Origin of the sequence: Microbacterium ureisolvens (genome assembly GCF_019511645.1) — a bacterium.
Taxonomy (GTDB): domain Bacteria; phylum Actinomycetota; class Actinomycetes; order Actinomycetales; family Microbacteriaceae; genus Microbacterium; species Microbacterium ureisolvens_A.
Genome location: NZ_JAEUAX010000015.1, coordinates 1 through 20,389, shown reverse-complemented (window position 1 = coordinate 20,389; position 20,389 = coordinate 1). Strand labels below are relative to the sequence as shown.

The 20,389-nt window shown below is 73.3% G+C and carries 12 protein-coding genes and 1 pseudogene; 12 read left to right on the top strand and 1 reads right to left on the bottom strand.

Features of this window, described 5'->3' with window-relative positions:
* Nucleotides 1-130 precede the first annotated feature (130 nt).
* The 12 genes and pseudogenes from JNB61_RS18150 (at nt 131) to JNB61_RS18095 (ending at nt 19,120) form a co-directional block, all read left to right on the top strand.
* Nucleotides 131-2,902, top strand: a complete 2,772-nt coding sequence (locus JNB61_RS18150) for a DUF6603 domain-containing protein (protein WP_220340553.1) — start codon at nt 131-133, stop codon at nt 2,900-2,902.
* Nucleotides 2,899-5,976 carry a hypothetical protein gene (locus JNB61_RS18145; RefSeq protein WP_220340552.1) on the top strand — a complete coding sequence of 1,026 codons (3,078 nt, stop codon included), beginning with the start codon at nt 2,899-2,901 and terminating at the stop codon, nt 5,974-5,976. Before JNB61_RS18150 ends, JNB61_RS18145 begins: the two co-directional genes overlap by 4 nt.
* On the top strand, nt 5,969-10,090 hold the full coding sequence (locus tag JNB61_RS18140) for a hypothetical protein (RefSeq protein ID WP_220340551.1): 4,122 nt from the start codon (nt 5,969-5,971) through the stop codon (nt 10,088-10,090). The genes JNB61_RS18145 and JNB61_RS18140 overlap by 8 nt, the downstream gene beginning before the upstream one ends.
* Nucleotides 10,091-10,094: 4 nt before the next feature.
* Nucleotides 10,095-11,879 carry a hypothetical protein gene (locus tag JNB61_RS18135; protein WP_220340550.1) on the top strand — a complete coding sequence of 595 codons (1,785 nt, stop codon included), beginning with the start codon at nt 10,095-10,097 and terminating at the stop codon, nt 11,877-11,879.
* Nucleotides 11,880-11,937: 58 nt separating this feature from the next.
* The gene (glmS, locus tag JNB61_RS18130; protein ID WP_220340549.1) at nt 11,938-13,788 is read left to right on the top strand and encodes a glutamine--fructose-6-phosphate transaminase (isomerizing); all 1,851 of its coding nucleotides are present in this window, start codon (nt 11,938-11,940) and stop codon (nt 13,786-13,788) included.
* A gap of 92 nt (nt 13,789-13,880) precedes the next feature.
* Nucleotides 13,881-14,234, top strand: a pseudogene (locus tag JNB61_RS18125) (holo-ACP synthase); the annotation flags it as partial.
* Nucleotides 14,235-14,338: 104 nt separating this feature from the next.
* Nucleotides 14,339-15,463 (top strand): alanine racemase, encoded by a 1,125-nt coding sequence (gene alr, locus JNB61_RS18120; protein ID WP_220288308.1) that lies wholly within the window; start codon nt 14,339-14,341, stop codon nt 15,461-15,463.
* Nucleotides 15,464-15,584: 121 nt separating this feature from the next.
* Nucleotides 15,585-16,139 (top strand): tRNA (adenosine(37)-N6)-threonylcarbamoyltransferase complex ATPase subunit type 1 TsaE, encoded by a 555-nt coding sequence (gene tsaE, locus JNB61_RS18115; RefSeq protein ID WP_220340547.1) that lies wholly within the window; start codon nt 15,585-15,587, stop codon nt 16,137-16,139.
* A gap of 191 nt (nt 16,140-16,330) precedes the next feature.
* Nucleotides 16,331-16,990 (top strand): tRNA (adenosine(37)-N6)-threonylcarbamoyltransferase complex dimerization subunit type 1 TsaB, encoded by a 660-nt coding sequence (gene tsaB / locus JNB61_RS18110; RefSeq protein ID WP_220340546.1) that lies wholly within the window; start codon nt 16,331-16,333, stop codon nt 16,988-16,990.
* On the top strand, nt 16,987-17,472 hold the full coding sequence (gene rimI / locus JNB61_RS18105; RefSeq protein WP_220340545.1) for a ribosomal protein S18-alanine N-acetyltransferase: 486 nt from the start codon (nt 16,987-16,989) through the stop codon (nt 17,470-17,472). The genes tsaB and rimI overlap by 4 nt, the downstream gene beginning before the upstream one ends.
* Nucleotides 17,469-18,536, top strand: a complete 1,068-nt coding sequence (gene tsaD, locus JNB61_RS18100) for a tRNA (adenosine(37)-N6)-threonylcarbamoyltransferase complex transferase subunit TsaD (RefSeq protein ID WP_220340544.1) — start codon at nt 17,469-17,471, stop codon at nt 18,534-18,536. The genes rimI and tsaD overlap by 4 nt, the downstream gene beginning before the upstream one ends.
* Nucleotides 18,533-19,120 carry a DUF4190 domain-containing protein gene (locus tag JNB61_RS18095; RefSeq protein ID WP_220340543.1) on the top strand — a complete coding sequence of 196 codons (588 nt, stop codon included), beginning with the start codon at nt 18,533-18,535 and terminating at the stop codon, nt 19,118-19,120. The genes tsaD and JNB61_RS18095 overlap by 4 nt, the downstream gene beginning before the upstream one ends.
* A 6-nt stretch (nt 19,121-19,126) precedes the next feature.
* On the opposite strand, the gene JNB61_RS18090 is transcribed toward JNB61_RS18095, so the two are convergent.
* The gene (locus JNB61_RS18090; protein WP_220340542.1) at nt 19,127-20,314 is read right to left on the bottom strand and encodes a class I SAM-dependent methyltransferase; all 1,188 of its coding nucleotides are present in this window, start codon (nt 20,312-20,314) and stop codon (nt 19,127-19,129) included.
* Nucleotides 20,315-20,389 lie beyond the last annotated feature (75 nt).

The window sequence follows — 20,389 nt, the reverse complement described above, 5'->3', positions numbered from 1 at the left end:
GTGCGTGACGGTGTCGCCACGTGCGCGCCCTCACTGCCTCTCGCACCGCCGCGGGTCGACCTCCGCGACGGTCGTGCTTCGCACGCCTGCAGTTCCTCGCGTTCCGTCGCCATGACCGCTGGAGGTCAGGATGGACGAACTTCCCCGCCGGCTGCTGCGCGCGGCGATCGACTACGTGCTCGCGCGCCTGCGCGCGATGGACACGCCCGACAAGATGCGTCAGGAGCTCGGCGTCGCCCCGCCGCCGGACCCGGCGGCGGTGAAGTCGCGCATCGACGCCGGACTTCTGGAGGCGGATGCTGCCGCCACAGCTCTCGCCGCGAACGACGTCGCGAACGGTGCACGCCACGCGTGGTCGGCGGTGCAGAGGTTCCTGGAGGCGGCCGCGCTGCTGCCCGGTGTGGCGAATGGCGCCGACGCGGTGCAGCGGGCCGTGAACAAAGCGCCGCCCGGCGCCCTCGTGAGCCAGCTCCAGTTGACGTCGCCCACGGCGACGCCGCGCGCCGACGCCGTCGACCTCACGTGGTCGAAGAATGACGCCCAGGTGTCGCTTCTGCGGGCCGGCACGATCGAGCTCATCGTCACACTCGGCACGAAGGGTCTGGCCATGACCGTGCGCGGGCGGCAGGTGCGCATCGAGCTCGGGCACGCAGCGCCCGGCGTCGTGAGGCTGCTGATCGGCGCGGGGGGCAGCGCTGCCGTGGATCTCGAGCTCACCGTCGACGACCGTGGCGTGACGAGCGCCGGAAGCCTCGGGCCGATCGCGCTGCCGGCCCGGCTGGACGCGAAGGTGGTCGACCTCGAGGGACTGGATCTCACGCTGAAGCCCGACGGCGCGCGGTTCGCCCTGCTCATCCGCAGCCGGATCTCCACCGACATCGCGGGCGTGCTCGGCGCGCGCATCGACGGGTACGGCGTGCGGCTGCCTCTCGACGCCGACCGGGTGCTGCAGGGAGGTCCTCCGTTCGGCGGCCTCGACGCGATCACGCCGGTGGCCCCGAACGGCATCGGCCTGTCGCTGAGCGCTGGACCGGTGTCGGGGTCGGGGTACCTGCTGTCGATGGACGACGGCTTCGGCGGTGTGCTCGATCTGCGGCTCGGACCGGTGAAGGTCACAGCCTTCGGGCTGCTGCGCTCGGTGCCCGGCGAGGGTCTGTCGTTCGTCGCGGTGATGGCCGTGCACTTCCCTGTGCCGGTCGAGCTAGGGTTCCTCTTCACGCTCAACGCGGTGGGCGGCATCGTGGGGCTGGGCGTGACCATCGACCCGGCCGCGATCTCGAGCGGACTGAAGGACGGCGTGCTCGACCGCCTGCTCTTCCCCGACGACGTGCGCAAGGCCGCGCCGAAGATCCTGCAGACGCTCGCGGCGGTCTTCCCCCGCGAGCCCGGCGGATTCGTCATCGGCCCGATGGTGCGGCTCGCATGGGGGCGCCCGGTCAGCCTCGTGACGCTCGACGTCGCCGTCCTCCTCGCCGTGCCCGACCCCCTCATCCTCGTGCTCGGTAGGGCGCGCGCGGCGATCCCGAACGAGCAGGCAGCGATCATCGACCTGCGGGCTGCGGTGCTGGTGCAGATCGGCCGGGGCATCGTGCTCCTGCGCGCCGAGCTCTTCTCGTCGCGGGTCGGGTTCGTCTCCGTGTACGGCGGCATCGGGATGCTGATCCGGTTCGAGGGCGAGCGCACCGTGGTGATCAGTGCCGGGGGCTTCCACCCGACGTACAGCCACAAGCCCGCCGAGCTGGCCGATCTCAGCCGCATCGGCGCGGAGATGTCGCCGCCCATCGGCCTGCAGCTGCGCCTGCAGGGCTACGTCGCGCTCACGCCCAACACCGTCCAGTTCGGCGGCTCGATCGAGCTGGGACTGTCGGTCGGGGTCGCGGCGGTGCGCGGGTCGCTCACGCTCGACGCGATCATCCAGTTCGATCCGTTCGGGTTCGTCGTAGACGCGACCGCGAGCGCGCACGTCGAGGTGCTCGGCTTCTCGCTGGTGGGCGTGCGGCTCTCGCTGCACCTGGCGGGACCGAGTCCCTGGCGCGTGAGCGGCACCGGCAGGGTGAGCCTGCCCTGGCCGCTCCCCGACCCGAGCCTCGACTTCGGGCCCATCGAGATCGGCGACGGCGCACCGCCCGATCCGGCGCCGCCGCCGGTGCGCCCGCTCGAGCGCGTGCGCGACGCGATGCGCGAGCGCGACGCCTGGCAGCGCGTCGACCGTCAGCGTCAGCGCGTGCCGGTCCGGCTCCGCCCGATCGCGGCCGGCGAACTGGTCATCGAGCCCTGGGGCCTGGTGGAGGTGAGCCAGAAGGCGTTCCCGCTGGAGATGACCCTCGATCGCCACGGCCGCGCGGTGGTCGAGCCGGCCGGATGCCGGATCTCGGTGAACGGTGCCGTCACGCTCGGACCGGGGGCCGAGGCATCCCATTCCGCGGTGAATCAGTCGTTCCCCGTCGGCCAGTTCCTGAAGCTGACCAAGGACGAGCAGCTCGCCGCGCCCGAGTTCGAGGACCGGCAGAGCGGTATCGCGATCGACCCCGCAGGCGCCGAGACGGCGGTGTCGCAGCTCGTCGGCTTCGCGGCCGAGGCGACCATGTCGTACGAGGACTCCTGGCACGAGCGACCCGATGTCGAGCCGCAGCGCGGCCGACGCATGTTGCTGTTCACCGGGTGGGCCGCGCTCCTCCTCGACGCGGGTCCGGCCGGCGCGGCGTCGCTGCGCAGCGCAGACCGGTATCTCGAGGGCGAACCGGTACGGGTGATCGGGGTCCGCCCCGTCAGCGAGGTGCGCCTGACCGACGTCGACACCGGCGCCGAGATGCGCGGGTTCGCGCCGTGGAGCGATGCGGTGCGGTCGGCGAGGGTCGCTCCGGGCGGGCTCGCCGCGATGACGAAGGTGGCGATGCCGTGAAGGTCCTCGACGTGACAGCGCTCGCGGCCGCGATCACGCCCGAGGCGGTGAAGGCCGAGAGCTTCACATTCGTGCCGTACTTCCGCACCGGAGCGGCGGCCGGCATCCGTCTACCGCTCTTCGCGCCCACGGAGAGCTCTCGCGCCGTCATCGAGGTGACCTTCACCCTCGGCGACGGCGCCGGCGGTACCGAGACCGTGTCGCAGAAGGTCGGAGTGCGCGGGCCGGGCGACGTCGTGGCGATCGATCCCGCGCAGATCATCCGACGCCATCCCGTCGCGGGGACCGGGAACGCTCCCACCGGCGACCTCGTGCACATCGAGTTCGACGCGCCCGACCTGCCGTGGATGTTCACCCCGGCGGCGCCTCGCCAGGGCATGCTGCCCCCATGGGTGCGGCTCGTGGTCGTCCGCACGCGCAGCCTGCTCGAGCCGCCGCAGCCGCCTGCCGGCCCCGACCTGCCGCCGTCGCAGAAGATCCCGCGGTCGGAGCTGCCCCCGCCGGAGGAGGCGTGGGCGTGGGCGCACGCACAGGTCGCGGGAAAGGGCCTGTCGGCCGCACAGCTCGCCGACAGCCTCGGGGCGGGCTCGCCGAGGCTCAACCTCTCGCGGCTGCTGAGTCCGCGGAGGCTGACGCCGAACGAGCAGTGGACGGCGCTGGTCGTGCCGACGTTCGAGGCCGGCCGCCTCGCCGGTCTCGGGCAGACGCCGGTCGACACGCTGGCGTGGTCGTGGGGCGAGGGCGATACCGCACTGCTTCCGGTCTACGACCGGTGGGAGTTCGCGACCGGGCCCGCGCTCGGCTTCGAGGAGCTCGCCCGCCAGATCGTGCCGGTGCCCGCAGCGCGGGGGCTGGGGCGGCGGTGGGTCGACACGTCGCAGCCGGGCGCCGGCGTCGACGCTTCCGCCACCGACGGGCCGCGCGGCGTGCTGGGCGCGCTGATCGCCCCGACTCTGTCGGGCCGGCCGGAACCGGGGGACGAAGGACGATGGGATGCCGCGGCCACGGCCGCACTGCGAGCGCTGGTGAATCCGAGCCCCACCGCGGACGACCCCGAGGTGGGGCCGCCGCTGTACGGCGGAGCTCACCTCGAGCTCGAGGTGCTCCCCGAGCAGGCACAGGAACCGGAGTGGCTGTCGGAGCTCAGCCTCGACCCGGCCCAGCGCATCGCGGCCGCGCTGGGCGCGGCCGTCGTGCGGATGGACCAGGAGCACCTGATGGCCGGGGCCTGGGCGCAGCTGCCGAACGTGCGGCAGGTCGACGCCGTGCTGCGCGCCGCCCAGTTCGCCCGGTTCACGGCGACCGCCCTGCATCGGCGCACGATCGAGCGCATGCTGCCGGGCGCGATGCTGGGGGCCACGGCCCGGGCGCATGCGCGCACGATGGCGGGCGAGGTCACCGCGCGCGGCCAGATCGCGCGCAGCGCGCTCCCGCCGGCGGCGACGAGCGCCGCGGCGCGGCGTCTCGTGCGTCCGCTGGGTCACGCCGCCCGGTTCGCCGCCGACGACGAGAAGGCACTGATCGCCTCCGGAGTCCTCGCCGACGGCGATGCCGGCGCCGATTGGGTGCTGCCGATCCCGGAGCCGCCGACCTCCGGGGAGGGGCGGCCGATGCGCGCGCTCGAGGAGGGCGGCGACGCATCGCTCCTGCAGCACGTGGCGCCCGACGACGAGGCGACGGCGACTCTCCGCGAGGTGATCGACGAGCTTCCGGTGCCGCTCGAGGTCGAGGCCTTCCCTGACGGCCCGGAGCTCGAGGTGCTGTTCGACGAGACCGCGACGCTCCTCGCGCTCGGCTGGCGCCTCGCGCTCAGCCGCCCCGTATGGGAGCTGCCCGCAGTGTCGGTGGCGCGGTTCCCCGACACCGGCGCCGGTCCCGACGACCCGCCGGAGTTCGACAGCGGCCGACTCAACGAGGGGATCTTCGAAGCGGTGTTCCACGCGCTGGAGCGGCGGGGCTTCGGCGGCGCGCATCCCCTGGAGGTCGGCCCGGGCGAGGAGGAGATCCGCGGGCTGTTCGGCGATCACGATCCGGGCATCGTGGAGACGCTGGTCGACGGATTCTTCGGCGACCTGCCCGAGCCGGTCGAGCCGCCGCGGCCGCGGCTGGATCTCGTCGCACTCGACCTGCCCCGGCTTCTCCTGCCGGTCTTCACCGTCCCGCGGCGTGTCGCGACTCGCCTGCCCGGTTTCGCGGCGATGTTCGGTCGCGACCCCGACGACTTGGCCACCGTCATGGCGGCCCCGGAGTTCCGGCATCCGCTCTACGAAGCCCTGAGCCGCTACGACCAGGAGTGGCTCATGCCGGGCGTCGCCGCGATTCCCGAGCCCGACATGGTCACCGCGATGCAGACGAATCCCGAATTCGTCGAGGCGTTCCTCGTCGGGGCGAATCACGAGTTCGCGCGCGAACTCGTGTGGCGCGAGTACCCGACCGACGGCCGCGCGACCAGTCTCCGCCGGTTCTGGACGCGCGACCCGGACCTCGAGAGCGGCATCCACGCGATGCGTACCGGCGCACTGGGCTCCCATCTCGACGACGCCCGGTCCGGGAAGCTCGTGTTCGTCGTGCGTGGCGAGTTGGTGCGGCGGTTCCCCCACGTGCTGGCGAACGCCGCGGCGTCCGCCACCGACGACGGCTTCGTCGTGACGTACGAGCCGGCACCGGTGACCCCGCTGTTCCGCATCGCACTCTCGCCGAACCTCCTGATCGTCGCGGTCGACCTGACCTCGGCGGAGGTCACAGGGGTGGATTCCGACCCCCTGGTGGCACCGCCGCCAGGCGCCTACTGGTTCACGCTCGCCGAGCACGTCGCCGCTCCCCGCTTCGGGCTCGACGAGGGGCCGGCCGCCGGCGGGGTGCCGGAGCGGGACGACCTCAACTGGGCGCACTGGACCCTCGCCCCCGGTGACACGCACCTGAAGGCCGATGTGCCGACGGTCTCGGACGCCGCGCAGCCCGCCGTCGAGACCGCCGCGAAGGTCGCCTGGGCGCTGTTCCAGCGGCCGGCGCGGGTCGGCTTCCGCGTGCGCACCCTTCTCGACAAGATCGGAGAGGAGCGCGACGATGGCTGACCCGTGGTCCGACCTCGACACCTCGGTGCCCCTGCTGCTCGTTCCCGTGCGGGTCGAGACACAGTCGCGTGAATCCGCCGCCGGCGATGGGAGCATCGAGCTGCTCGTGCGCATCTACCCGGACGACGTGGCGATCGACGACACGGCGTCGCACGCGCTGCTGATGCCGGACTTCTTCCGGGTCATCGCGGCGCAGGGCGGCGACGTCTCGATCGAAGACGGCGCGCCGATCGGCCGGAACGACGACCTGGGTCTCGGGCTCGGCCACATCGGCGAGGAGGCCGGCGACACCGAGTTCGAAGCGGGCGCCCAGCGCCTCGGCGCGCTCGCGAGCGGGGCGCCGGGAGGCGACGCCGCCTGGCTCACCGACTACGGAGCCGCGCGCGACCGCGGGTTCGCGGTCACGCTGACCCTCAACGGGGGACGGGCGCGCATCGACCGCCTGTACGTGATCGGCGCGCGCAGCGGCACGCCGGACGACAGCGCGGACGACGTCGTCGACGCGCTCAAGGGGCACGCACGCGCGGAGCTGGTCGGCGCAGGCACGCCGACGAACAACACCGAGGCGGCGCGCGCCGCGACGCCGCCGACGGAGGACACATCGGATGCTGCGTCGCTCGCGCTCGCCCGGGCGCTCGGCGTCGCCGACCTCCAGGCGTTCGACGACTGGCCGCGCACCGCCGCGGACCCGGACCTCGCCGGTGCCATGGCGATGGCGCTGTGGCCCGTCACCTGGGGCCGCTGGCTGCGGGACGCCTGGCGCCCACGGCGGCGCGGGCTCACCGTGTTCGACCGGATCGATCTGCGCGATCACGTCGAGCGGTTCGTGCGGCCGGAGGGCCCGCTGCCAGTCCTCCGCATCGACCGGCAGCCCTACGGCATGCTGCCGACCTGCCTCACCGAGGAGCTCGTGCCCGACGACCGGAGCGAGCAGCTGCTGATCCGGGTGGCGCGGGCCGTGTGGCCGTTGTGGGCGTCGGCCCCCCTTCCGCCCTCGGTCCACGACGGCGACCTCGCTGACACCCTCCCGCGCATCCTCGGGCTGGCCCCGGCGAGTCGGAACGTGCGCGCACGGCGCGCCCTGCGGACCGACGGCCCGCTGGGGGCGTCGATCCGCCGCACCGACCCCGACAGCGAGGAGGAGCGCCGCCGCGCGACGCGCGAGCTCGAGGAGCGGCTCCGCGTGGAGCCCGGCTCGCTTCGGCAGGTGCCGCATCTCGGCGGCGTCCGCATGCTCGGCCTCCCGCTCGTGCACGACAGCGACGCCGACGCGCTGGCGCGGCTGGTAGAGGGGACCGGCGACGTCGGCGAGGAGAGCGTGCTGCAGATGCTGCTCACCGCCGCCCGTGAGAACGCACGCGCCGAGGCCCGCGCCGCGCGGGCCGCGATCGTGCGCCACCTGGACATCGGACCGGAGCTGCTCGACATCCTCGACCGTGACCCCACCGGGCGGGAGGCCGCCGGGATCCGCGACGAGATCGTCGGCCAGCTCACCTTCTGGTGGGAGCAGTTCGCGGCCCCCCAGCAGCCCGGCGGACCGCCGCGGCTCGGCGACGACGGCGTGCGTCTCGCGGACCTGCTCGTCTCCGCCGTCGGCCCGGATCTGTTCGACATCGACACTGCAACGCTCGACACGCTCGCCCGCGACATCCTCGACCGGTTGCGCTTCGACCACGCGCGCCTCGTCGACGCGGTGCGCGGGTCGCCGCTCCTGGACCGCTTCCGCATCCCCGGGCCGGACCTGCTCACCCAGGCCCGCGAGCTGCTCGCCCTCCTTCTCGAATACCTCGACGCCCTCGACACCGCTCACCGCACGCGCACCGGCATCGCCCGACTGGCCCAGATCCACGGCGATGCGCATCGGCAGCGACTTCTCGCGGGCGCGCTGGACGCAGCATCCCATCGCCTCGATGCGTGGGTGACCGCGCTCGCAAGCCGGCGGCTGGCGCGCCTGCGGCGCGACCAACCGAGGGGTATCGCCCTGGGGGCGTACGCGTGGCTCGAGGACATCACGCTGGATCCGCGGTCGGCCGATCCCGACACGGCGGTCGAGTCGCGCGGGGTGGGCTGGATCCAGGCGCCGTCGCCGACGCACGCCGCCACCGCGGCGCTGCTGCGCAGCGCGCGGCTCACGCACGCGCCGCACGAAGGAGCCGAGAGCCCATTCGAGATCGACCTCAGCAGCACCCGCACACGGGAAGCGGTCGACATCGTGCGGGGCATGGCGCAGGGCCAGGAGCTGGGCGCGCTGCTGGGCTACCGATTCGAACGCTGGCTTCACGAGCACGACAAGGTGCTCAACCGGCTCGTGCCGGCGCTGCGCGCGCACGCACCGCTCGTGGTCGGGCGGGAGACGCCCCCCTCGCCGGCCGACGGGGCGGCGTTCGCCCTCACGGGGGCGGTCGTCGACGGACTCGTGCTCCTGCAGAAGCGCGCCGGACTCAGGACGGCACTGCAGAAGGAGCAGACGTACGAGGGCTGGAGCCTGCCGACGGAAGACGAGCTGAGAGCAGTCGACACGCTCGTCGAGCGGCTCGAGCGCCTCGCAGACGCCGTGTCGGACCTCATGCTCGCCGAGGGCGTGCACCAGCTGGCCGCGGGCGCCACCGCCCGCGCGGCCGCGGCCATGGATGCGCTGTCAGGAGACGTGCTGCCCGAGGAACCCGACGTGCCCCGCTCGCCGGCCGAGCGTCAGGGCATCACCCAGCGACTGGCGGTGCTCTCCGCCGCGGCGGGCACGGCGCCGGGGCCCGCGGGAGGCTGGGCGCACAGCATCCGTTCCCGTGCGCACCCGTTCTGGGAGGCCTGGTGCCGCGCCGTGCTCGGGCGGGCCGACCTGATCGCGCTCCGGGTGCGGCCTGACGGCGGCACCGTCAACCTCTCGGCCGTGGACATCAGCGCGCTGGACTTCGTGCTCGCCGCCGACGGCAGCGAAACCGGACTCGAGCGCTTCTGGCAGCGCTGCCGGCGCCGCCGCGGCGGTCTGCCCGATACGCCTGTGCGCTCGCACGCGCAGCTGGGCGCGCGACGCATCACGCTGCACGACGCCTGGCAGCTGGCGGCGGCCGCGAGGGCGGTGCTCGAGAACGCGCGCGCGCTCGAACCCGACGACCTGGTCGCCGCCGGATCCGGAAACGACATCGCACGCCACGAGCCGGAGACCGCGGCGCTCGCCACGCGACGCATCGCTGTGATCGAGGAGCTGGAGGAGCTCGCCGGCCTGCCGCTGCCCACGCGGACGGCCCAGCTGCTGCGCCGCGCCGACGACCTCGCCCTGGTCGGCCTCGGGGGTGAGACGGACCCGGGTTCGCTGGGGGGTGAGCCGACGGTATTGACCGACTTCGTGGCGGGCCTGATCGCCGCGCTTCGCGCGCGCATCGCCGCGGCGCAGGCCGCCGAAGACCCCGCTGTGGCACTCGCCGAAGTCGTGGGCCGGGTGCCGGTGGTGCCCGATCTGCGCCCGCCCCCGGACCCCGCGCTCCCGGGAGCGCTCGTCGACGCAGACGCGCTGCCGACCGTGAGGCGATGGCTCGCCCGCATGACGCACGTGCGCCCCGCCGTCGCGCGATTCAGCACGCTCTCGGCCCTGCGCGTCGCGACGGAGCGGGCTGCGGGGCTCGGCATCGCGGTATTCGGAGCCGACCGCTGGGTGGGCGACGGCGAGGCGCCCGACGGCGCGGCGACACAGCTCGTCTTCGAACGGATGCCCGGGTTCGACGCGACGGGCGTGGTCGCCGGGTTCGTCGTGGACCAGTGGGCGGAGCACCGGCCGGCCCTGCGGCGGGTCGGCGAGGGACGCGAGCCGAGGCAGCTGGTGTCGACGGGGCTCGCAATACACGCCGACGCACCCGCCGCGCGCGCCCCGCATGCCCTTCTCCTGGGCGTCAGCCCCGACGGCGGCGCCTGGAGCGAGGCGCGGATCCTCGCTCTGCTCGACGAGGTGCGCGCGCTGGCGCTCATGCGCCTGGCGACTCCCGGCGACCTCGGCCGGCTCGGCGAGCTGCTGCCCGCGATCGCGGTCACGCACTGGTCGCTGATCGACGAGAACGTCATCGATCCCCGCGGCCTCGCCGGAGCCGACCGCATCGTCTCGACCTACACGAAGGCACGGTGACGCGATGGCCGGTATCTTCCGCGCGCAGGCGTTCTCGAAGCTCACATTCATCCGCCCTTACGAAACCCGCATCGAACCGAATCCCGTCAGCGGCGACCCGCTCGTCGGGCTCATGGCGGAGGTCTGGGATCCGTTGTGGATGCTCGGCAGGCAGTGGCAGGTCGGAGAGTTCGCCGGGGAGGACACCGGAACACCGATCCGCGTCGACGTGCACGCCGAGTTCGACCCGCTGGTGGCGTGGCATCCCGGCCCGTTCGGTCCGGACCGGGACTGGCTCCCGCTCGCGCCGGGGGAGCTCCTCGAACCCCTGGTCGAGCGTGAGGCCGGGCGCGATGCCGAAGGAGGGGCGGGAGGGGCCGCGCCCGCCGCATCCGCTCGCCTCGCCGCATCGGCTGGAGCGGCCCTGCAGCAGACGCTTCTCGAGCTGGGGGAGCGGACGCTCGTGGCGGCCCTGCTCGAGCATTGCCCGGCCCCTACGCCGGAGCCGGGTCCCGACGGGAAGCCGCCCAGCGGATGGGCCGCGGTGCAAGGCGTGCTCGCAGGCCGCGCCGTCGATCCGTTCGAGGTGGCGCGGCAGTTCGCGGGTGAGCGTCCGGACTGGTTCACCGCCGCCCTGCGCGGCAGCCTTGAACGACGCCGGCGCGCGGAGGGCGCCGTCGACGACTGGCTGGTGTGGTTCGACGCGGAGGTCGATCGCGAGGTCGCACCCTCGAGCTGGCTCGGCGACCGGCTCGAGTACGAGTTCGCGGTCGCGACGACGAGTGCTGTGCTCCACGCGCCGCAGCACGGCGCCGGCGAGATCGGATGGGCGACGTTCGACTCCGATCCTTCGCGCACGCCTCCGCCGGCCGACGGCGTCGAACCCGAGCAGATCGACCGCGCACTGCTCGCCTCGCAGCTGTCGTTCCCCGGCATGCCGGTGTCGCGGTTCTGGGAGTTCGAGGACGCCGACATCGACCTCGGCGCCGCGTTCGCCGATCCGCACGAGCTCGCCCGGCTCGCCGTGGTCGAGGCGGCGATCATGGCGGGCGACGACTGGCTCGTCGTGCCCGTCGACTCGCCGCCGGGCGGAGTGCTGAGGGTCACCTCGGTGCAGTGGCGCGACACGTTCGGGGCCCGGTGGCACGCCGACGAGAAGGCGCCGGCCGTCCCCGCGGGACGGTTCACCCCGACGTGGCGGATGTACTCGACGAGCGAGCGGGCGTGGGAAGGCGCGACAGGCGAAGTGCGTCGCGATCTGGCCGGCCTGTTCGTGCCGCCCGCCATCGCGGCACGCCTCGAGGGGGCCGCGATCGAGGACGTGCGCTTCGTCCGCGACGAGACGGCGAACCTGGTGTGGGCGATCGAGCAGACGGTCCCGGCGGACTCCGGCGACCCCCGCATCGTCGCCGCGCTGCCCGCGCCGCCCGTGCCCGCGATCGACCCGGGCACGCAGCCCGCCGATCAGGTGCTCGGCTACGAGCTCATGACGTACGTGCCGACGAACTGGTTCCCCTACCTGGCCCGCATCTCGGATCGTGGCGTCACGCTCGAACGCGCCGACGTCGACCGCGGCGGGAAGGGTGTGGAGCCGGCCGGGCGCCTGCTCGACGAGGAGGAGCAGCGGCGGCTCCTGGCGGCCGAGGTCCCGCGCCAGGGGGTGCGCGTGCAGCGCGTCCCTCAGGCCGCGCGCCGGGCCGACGGGTCATGGGTCCTGTGGACCGGCCGTCGCGTGCGCCCCGCCGCCGGCGAGGCGGAGAGCGGACTCGAGTTCGACCGCACCCGGCGGCCCTCACCGCCGCCGCGCTGAGTGAGGCGGCCGTATTCGTAAGGGTTCCTTGCGAAACCGCCCGCCTACCATTGAGCCCATGTGTGGAATCGTCGGATACGTGGGCCCGCGCCCGAGCCAGGCCGTACTGATCTCGGGTCTTTCGCGCCTCGAGTACCGGGGCTACGACTCCGCGGGCATCGCCGTCATCGACGGCGACGGCGGACTGGGGATGCGCAAGCGCGCGGGCAAACTGAAGGTGCTGCGCGACGACCTCGCCGCCCACCCGCTCGCCGACGGCACCACCGGCATCGGCCACACCCGGTGGGCGACGCACGGCGGCCCGACCGACGGCAACGCGCACCCGCACCTCGCCGACGACGACAAGCTCGCCGTGATCCACAACGGCATCATCGAGAACTTCTTCGAGCTCAAGTCCGAGCTCGTCGCCGACGGGTTCACGTTCCGCAGCGAGACCGACACCGAGGTCGCCGCGGTGCTCCTCGGTCGCGAGTACACCCGCACCGGCGACCTCGTCAGCGCGTTCCGCGCCGTCGTGTCACGCCTCGAAGGAGCGTTCACGCTCCTCGCCGTGCACGAGGACCAGCCCGGTCTGGTGGTCGGCGCCCGTCGCAACTCGCCGCTCGTGATCGGCCTCGGCGAGGGCGAGAACTTCCTCGGCTCGGACGTCGCCGCGTTCGTCGAGCACACGCGCAACGCCCTCGCCATCGGGCAGGACCAGATCGTCGCGATCACCCCGGAGGCCGTGACCGTCACCGACTTCGACGGCAACCCCGTCGAGGTCGAGCCGTTCGAGGTCACCTGGGACGCCGCCGCCGCCGAGAAGGGGGGATGGTCGTCGTTCATGGCCAAGGAGATCTCGGAGGAGCCCGACGCCGTCGCCAACACGATCCGCGGGCGCGTCCGCGACGGTCAGGTCGTGATCCCCGAGCTCGACGGTCTCGACGAGCTCTTCGCCGACGTCTCGCGCATCATCGTGATCGCCTGCGGCACCGCCGCGTACGCGGGCCAGGTCGGCAAGTACGCGATCGAACAGTGGACCCGCATCCCGGTCGACGTCGAGCTCGCCCACGAGTTCCGCTACCGCGACCCGGTGATCGGGCCCGACACCCTCGTCGTGTCGATCAGCCAGTCGGGCGAGACCATGGACACCCTCATGGCCGTCAAGTACGCGCGCGAGCACGGCGCGAAGACGCTGTCGGTCTGCAACACGCAGGGGGCGACGATCCCGCGGGAGTCCGACGCGATCGTCTACACGCACGCCGGGCCCGAGGTCGCGGTCGCCTCGACCAAGGCCTTCGTCGCGCAGATCACGGCCCTCTACCTGATGGCCCTGCACATCGGCCGCGTCCGCGGCGCGATCACGCCGGAGGCCGCCGCCGACCACGTGCGCGAGCTCGAGGCGATCCCGGGCAAGATCGCGCAGATCCTCGAGCGCGAGCAGCCCCGCATCGAGCAGTTCGCCCACTGGATGGCCGACACCCGCTCGGTGCTGTTCCTCGGTCGTCACGTCGGCTTCCCGATCGCGCTGGAGGGTGCGCTCAAGCTCAAGGAGCTCGCGTACATCCACGCCGAGGGCTTCGCCGCCGGCGAGCTCAAGCACGGCCCGATCGCGCTCATCGAGCCCGGCCAGCCGGTCTTCGTGATCGTGCCGTCGCCGCGCAAGTCGTCCGAGATGCACAAGAAGGTCATCTCCTCGATCGAGGAGATCCGGGCGCGCGGTGCCCGCGTCATCGCGATCGCCGAAGAGGGCGACGCCGCCGTGCTGCCGAAGGCCGACGAGGTGCTCCGCATCCCTCTGGCCGGCCCGTTCTTCGAGCCGCTCCTCGCGGTGGTCCCGCTGCACGTCTTCGCGATGGGTCTCGCGACGGCCAAGGGCCTCGACGTCGACCAGCCCCGCAACCTCGCGAAGTCGGTGACGGTCGAGTAGCAGCATCCATCGCCGACTCAACGGGGAGGTCGGGCGACGGAGGGCCGCGATAGGGTGGCGGATGCTGCGGCTGCAGCATGCAGGAGGACCACATGATCGTCGGTATCGGCGTCGACATCGTCGACATCCCTCGGTTCGAGCGGACGATCGAGCGCACCCCGCAGCTGCTCCCGCGGCTCTTCTCGGAGGCGGAGCAGCAGCTCAAGCCGCACTCGCAGGCCGCGCGGTACGCCGCGAAGGAGGCGCTCATCAAGGCGCTCGGCGGCTCGGACGGGGTGCACTGGACAGAGATCGAGATCGCGTCGGAGGCGTCAGGTCGTCCGCTGTTCTCGCTGCGCGGCTCGACGGCTGATGTCATCGCCGAGCGGGGAATCACGGCGCTGCACCTGTCCCTCTCGCACGACGCCGGCCTCGCGACCGCGTTCGTGATTCTCGAGGCCGTGCCGGAGGCGCCGACCCAGGGGATTCTCCGCGAGACCGAGGGCAACGTCCCCGGTCTCGCTGCGAACCCCCTGTCTCGCGGATCGCGGGGCGCCGAAGGAGCCGGCGCGTGAGCCGCCTGCCCGCCGGTGCCCTCCGCGAGGCACTCGTCGACGTGGGCGCCATCGAAGACAACGTGCGGCACCTGCGGCGGCTCACGGGGTCGGAGATCATCGCGGTCGTCAAGGCCGACGGGTACGGGCACGGGGCCGTTCGCTCGGCGCTCGCCGCGCTCGCCGGTGGCGCATCGCGGCTCGGGGTCTCCGACATCACCGAGGCGCTGGCCCTGCGCCGCGCGGGCATCGATGCTCCGATCGTCGCGTGGCTGCACGCGCCCGGGGCGGATTTCGCCGAGGCCGCCGCACTCGGGATCGAGCTCGGTATCTCGAGCCTCGAGCAGCTGCAGAAGGCTGCGGCCGCAGCATCCGCCGATCGTCCCGTCGGTGTGCACCTGAAACTCGAGACCGGGCTCTCCCGCAACGGCATCGCCCCGGCCGACTACCGCGTCGTGTTCGCCGAGGCCGCGCGCCTCGAGCGGATCGGGCGGGTGCGCGTCATCGCGCTGTTCAGCCACCTCTCGAACGCGTCGACCCAGGACGACCGCGCCGCCCTGCGGGCGTTCGAGGACGCGGTGGCCGTCGCCGCCTCGCTCGGCCTCGCGCCGCCGCTGCGGCACATCGCGGCGACGCACGCCGCGATCGACCTGCCCGAGGCGCGCCTCGGGTGCGTCCGCATCGGCATCGGCATCTACGGACTCTCGCCGTTCGACGACCGCACCTCGGCCGACCTGGGCCTGCGCCCCGCGATGACCCTGCGCGGATCGGTCGCGGCCGTCCGCCGCGTGCCCGCGGGCACGGGCGTGTCGTACGGCTACGACTACCGCGCCGAGCGCGACACGACGCTCGCCCTCGTGCCCCTGGGGTACGCCGACGGCGTGCCGCGCCAGGCGTCGGGTGCGGGGCCCGTGGTGATCGGCGGACGCCGGTTCGCCGTCGCCGGCCGCATCGCGATGGACCAGTTCGTCGTCGACGTGGGCGATGCACCCGTCGCCGTGGGCGACGCGGCGGTGCTGTTCGGCGACCCGACCCTGGGCGTGCCGTCGGCCGCCGACTGGGCGGACGCCGCCGGCACCATCAACTACGAGATCGTCACCCGCATCGGCCCCCGCGTACCCCGCCGGCAGGTGTCGGAATGAGCGGGCGCCGCGTTCCTTACTCACGACCGTTGTGGGCGAGCGTCCGCGGGAACCGCGGAGATTCGCGGGTTCTGCATTCCGGCCCGCGCAGCCATCCTGAGTTACGGACGAGGGAGCGGCGATGAGCGGGAACGCGGAGGACGCCGCGGGCGTTGCACCCGGCGTGAACACGCAGACCCAGGGACTCGACGCCCTTGTCGGCACGCGCGAGATCACCTCGCCCGCGTCGATGGAGGCACTCGGCGAAGAGATGGGACGAATGCTGCGCCCCGGCGACATAGTGGTGCTCACCGGTCCGCTCGGCGCGGGCAAGACAACGCTCACCCGCGGCATCGGCCGGGGGCTCGACGTGCGGGGGCCGATCCAGAGCCCGACGTTCGTGCTGGCCCGGACGCATCCGTCGCTGTCGGACGGCGCACCGCTCGTGCACGTCGACGCATACCGCCTGGGCTCCGCCGCGGAGCTCGACGACCTCGATATCGACTTCGACGGCTCCGTCGTCATCGTCGAGTGGGGACGGGGTCTCGTCGACGGCCTGCGCGACCGGTGGTGGGAGGTCGAGCTGGAGCGCGAGTGGCACGGCCACGGCGTCGACGACGCGTGCGGCACCGTCGCCCACGAGGCCGAGCTCGACGCCGACACCCCCCGCCTCGTGAAGATCACCCGGCACGGCTGAGCGTCCGGCGGCCGCGGCATCCATCCTCCGTCTGCGCCTCGGGTGACGCGTCCTCAATCGAGGGTTACGCCCGAGATGAGGACGGAAACCCGGCGAGAGGCTCCTCACCTCTGCCCTGGTCCTCGATTGAGGAGCGGAAGCGCCCGAGCCGCTCGGATCTCCCGGCACGGGGCGCCGACTACCCTGGAAGGGTGATTCTCGGCATCGACACGTCGCTCGGCTCCGCGGTGGCGGTGGTCGAGCCGGACGGCGTCATCCGTTCGCAGGTCGAGAGCGCAGACCCCCGCGGCCACGCCGAGGTGATCGGCACGCTGATCGAGCAGGCGCTGGCGGAGGCATCCCTTTCTCCGTCCGAGATCACGCATGTCGCTGCGGGCATGGGACCCGGCCCGTTCACCGGGCTGCGCGTGGGCATCGCCGCGGCCCGCACGTTCGCTCTCGGGCGCGGTGTGCCGGTCGTGCCGGTCCCGAGCCACGACGCCGTCGCCCTCGAGCTGCTCATCCACGATGCGCTCACGGGCGGATACGAGGAGTCGTCCGACGAGACGTTCGCCGTCGTCACCGACGCGCGCCGCCGCGAGTTCGCGTACACGCTGTACCGCGGGCTCGACGACGATGGCCTGCCCGTGCGCGTGACGGAGTCCGCCCTCGCTCCCCGCGACGACCTCGACGGCGTGCTCGCGAGCGCCGGGGCCGCGCGCCGCGACGCCGACCGCATCCCCGCGGCCATGCTCGCGCTCGCCGCGGCCCGCGCGCTCGCCGCCGGACGCACCATCGGGCCCGCCGACGCGCTCTACCTCCGCTCGCCCGACGTGACGCTGCCGCACGCGCCGAAGCGGGTGAACCTGTGACGCTGCGCCCCGCGACCGCCGACGACCTCGCCGCCATCATGACGCTCGAGCGCACGTCGTTCCCGACCGACGCGTGGTCCGAGGCGATGATGCGCGAAGAGCTCTCGTCGCCGCACGGCTGGTACGTCGTCGACGATGAAGCCGGCCGCCTCGTCGGGTACGGGGGCCTTCGGGCAGTCGCCGGGGCGAAGGATGCCGACATCCAGACCATCACGATCGCCGAGGTGTCGCGGGGCCGCGGCCGCGGCCGCGCGATGCTCAGGGCGCTGCTCGAGGAGGCCGCGCGGCGCGGCGTCACGGACGTGTTCCTCGAGGTGCGCGCCGACAACCCCGTCGCCCAGTCCCTGTACGCGTCGGAGGGCTTCGCCGAGATCGGCCGCAAGCCGCGGTACTACCAGCCGGACGACGTCGACGCGGTGGTGATGAAGCTTGACCTGCGCGGGTGGGCCCGGCGGGACGAGGACGGAGGGGTGTGCACGTGAACCGCGCCGAACCGCTGGTGCTCGGCATCGAGACGAGCTGCGACGAGACGGGGATCGGGATCGTGCGCGGCCGCACGCTGCTGTCCAACACGATCGCGAGCTCGATGGACGAGCACGCCCGCTACGGCGGCGTCGTGCCCGAGGTGGCCGCCCGTGCGCACCTCGAGGCGCTGCAGCCGTCGATCGAGGCCGCGCTCGCCGAGTCGGGGGTGACGCTCGCCGACCTCGACGCGGTCGCGGTGACCTCCGGCCCGGGACTCGCCGGCGCGCTCATGGTCGGCGTCGGCGCCGCGAAGGCCCTCTCCGTCTCGCTCGAGAAGCCGCTGTACGCCGTCAACCACCTCGTCGGGCACATCGCCGCCGACATCCTCGACGCCGACGCGCCACCCCTCGAGTACCCGACCGTCGCGCTCCTCGTCAGCGGTGGGCACACGTCGCTGCTCCTCGTCCGCGACCTCACGACCGACGTCGAGCTGCTCGGCGAGACGATGGACGATGCCGCGGGCGAGGCCTTCGACAAGGTCGCGCGACTGCTCGGGCTGCCGTATCCCGGAGGTCCCGAGATCGACCGGGCCGCAGCATCCGGCGATCCGAAGGCGATCGCGTTCCCCCGGGGACTGTCGCGCGCGAGCGACATGGCGAAGCACCGCTACGACTTCTCGTTCTCGGGCCTCAAGACCGCGGTCGCGCGGTGGGTCGAGCAGCGCGAGGCTCAAGGGGAGACCGTGCCCGTGGCCGACGTGGCCGCGAGCTTCCGCGAGGCCGTCGTCGACGTGCTCGTCACGAAGGCCCTCGCCGCGTGCCGCGACCACGGTGTGCCGCGCCTGCTGCTGGGCGGCGGCGTCATCGCCAACCGGCGGCTGCGCGACGTGGCGATCGAGCGCGCCGCGGCCGAGGGCGTGACCGTGCGCATCCCGCCGCTGTCGCTGTGCACCGACAACGGCGCGATGATCGCGGCCTTGACCTCGGAGCTCATCATGTCGGGCCGTGCGCCCTCGACCCTCGAATTCGGCGCCGATTCGACGCTGCCCGTCACCGAGATCCAGGTCGCGGAGTCGGCATGACGGACGAACGGATGCTGCCACCCGCCGAGGACGAGACGCCCGGGGCCGATCCGGGTGACCTCGAGCCGGCGCCTGAGGATGCGGACAGCGCATCGCTCGTGGGCGCGGATGCGACAGACGAAGCGCCGGACGGCGCGAAGGGCCCGGTGGAGCCGACGGTGACTCCGGTGTCGCCCGATGTCGATCTCGCGCAGGACGCGTCCCCCCTGCCGGGGGCGCATCGCGGCGGGTTCCATCGTCTTCCCACGGCGCCTGTCGCCGTCACCGTGGAGACGGCTCCGGCGGAGCCGGGCGGCGACTTCACGCCTGACGACACCTCGTGGACGGCGACCGACTCGGCGTTTCACCGCGGCCTCGCGGGCTGGGCGCTCGCGTTCGCGATCGTCGGCCTCATCGTGTCGATGTTCGTCGGCTGGGGCTTCCCGATCGGCCTCGTCGCCGTCGTGTCGGCCGTCATCGCTCTTCGTCGACCACTGGAGAGCCGCGCGATGGCGATCTGGGCGATCGTGCTCGGCACGCTGTCGTTCATCTACAGCGCCGGCTGGCTTCTCTTCGCCGCGGCGCAAGCCCACATCATCGGCTGATCGAGGTCAGACCCGGTCGGCGAGGATCGCCGTGCGCCGCGTGCCGATGCGCGTCAGGAAGAGCGTCGCCGAAGCCGACCCGCGCAGTTTCAGGCGGGTGCGCAGGGCCGCGGGGTCGATGTCCACTCCGCGCTTCTTGATCTCGAGGCGGCCGATGTCGCGCTCGCGGAGCGCCTTCGCGAGGGCCTTCTCGTCGGCGGGCAGCACCTCGCGCACGCGGAACGTCGAGACGAACGGCGACGTGAGGGCGGCGTCCGACGTGAGGTAGGCGATGTGCTCGTCGAGCATCCCGGCCTCGAGCGTGCGGGCGACGTCGCCGATGAGGCGCGCGCGGATGACGGCGCCGTCGGGCTCGTGGAGGAACGCGCCGAGGGATCGGGTGGGCTGGTCCGCAGCATCCGTCTGCGCCGTCAGCTCATGCGCCTGATCGCCGCGGATGACGAGCGCGGCGCGGCGCACGCCCGGGCGGGCCAGCGCTCCCGACCACAGCACCAGCTCGACGGTCGACCCGTCGGCGCTCACCCACTGGGCCTCGGCGTCGGCGGGGATGAGGCCGCGGTCGAGCCCGGGGCCGAGCTTTACGCCGACGGGCATGCGCTGCGCGAGGTCGAACACCCAGTCGAGCGACGGGGACCAGTCCTCGGGACGGGTGCGGGAGGTCTCGGAGTGTCCCGTGGTGCGGCGCGCCGGGTCGAGCCACACGGCATCGACGCCGTCGAGGTCGGTCTCTTCGGCGGTGCCGAGACGCACCTCGGCGTCGGCTCCGAAGGGGGCGAGGTTGTAGGCCGCGATGCCGGCGGTCACCGGGTCGGCATCGACCGCCGTGACGCGCAGGCCGAGTCCGGCGAGTCCGAGGGCATCACCGCCGATGCCGCAGCCGAGGTCGGCGACGCGCGTGAACCCTGCGTCACGGAACCGGGCCGCGTGCCGGGCCGCGATGGGCAGCCGCGTCGCCTGTTCGAGACCCGCGCGGGTGTACAGCATCCGTTGCGCCAGGTCGCCGAACTTCGCCCGCGCGCGTGTGCGCAGCCGCGCCTGGCCCACGACGGCCGAGACGAGGTCGGGGGAGTGGCCGTCGCGGCGGAGCCGGGTCACGGTGCGCGCGACATCGTCGGACGACTCCACCGGCCCCATCGCGTCGAGCAGGCGCAGGCCCTCGGGCGTCAGGAGCGCTTCCAGTTCGGACAGTTCCACCCGCCGAGCCTACGGCGTGCGGCCCGGCGGTATCCCGGACCGCATCCCGAAACCCCCCACCGGAACCCCCTATTC

Coding starts and splice junctions, on each gene's coding strand:
- JNB61_RS18150 (WP_220340553.1), top strand. CDS start 131: ATGGACGAACTTCCCCGCCGGCTGCTGCGCGCGGCGATCGACTACGTG.
- JNB61_RS18140 (WP_220340551.1), top strand. CDS start 5,969: ATGGCTGACCCGTGGTCCGACCTCGACACCTCGGTGCCCCTGCTGCTC.
- JNB61_RS18135 (WP_220340550.1), top strand. CDS start 10,095: ATGGCCGGTATCTTCCGCGCGCAGGCGTTCTCGAAGCTCACATTCATC.
- glmS (WP_220340549.1), top strand. CDS start 11,938: ATGTGTGGAATCGTCGGATACGTGGGCCCGCGCCCGAGCCAGGCCGTA.
- tsaE (WP_220340547.1), top strand. CDS start 15,585: ATGAGCGGGAACGCGGAGGACGCCGCGGGCGTTGCACCCGGCGTGAAC.
- JNB61_RS18095 (WP_220340543.1), top strand. CDS start 18,533: ATGACGGACGAACGGATGCTGCCACCCGCCGAGGACGAGACGCCCGGG.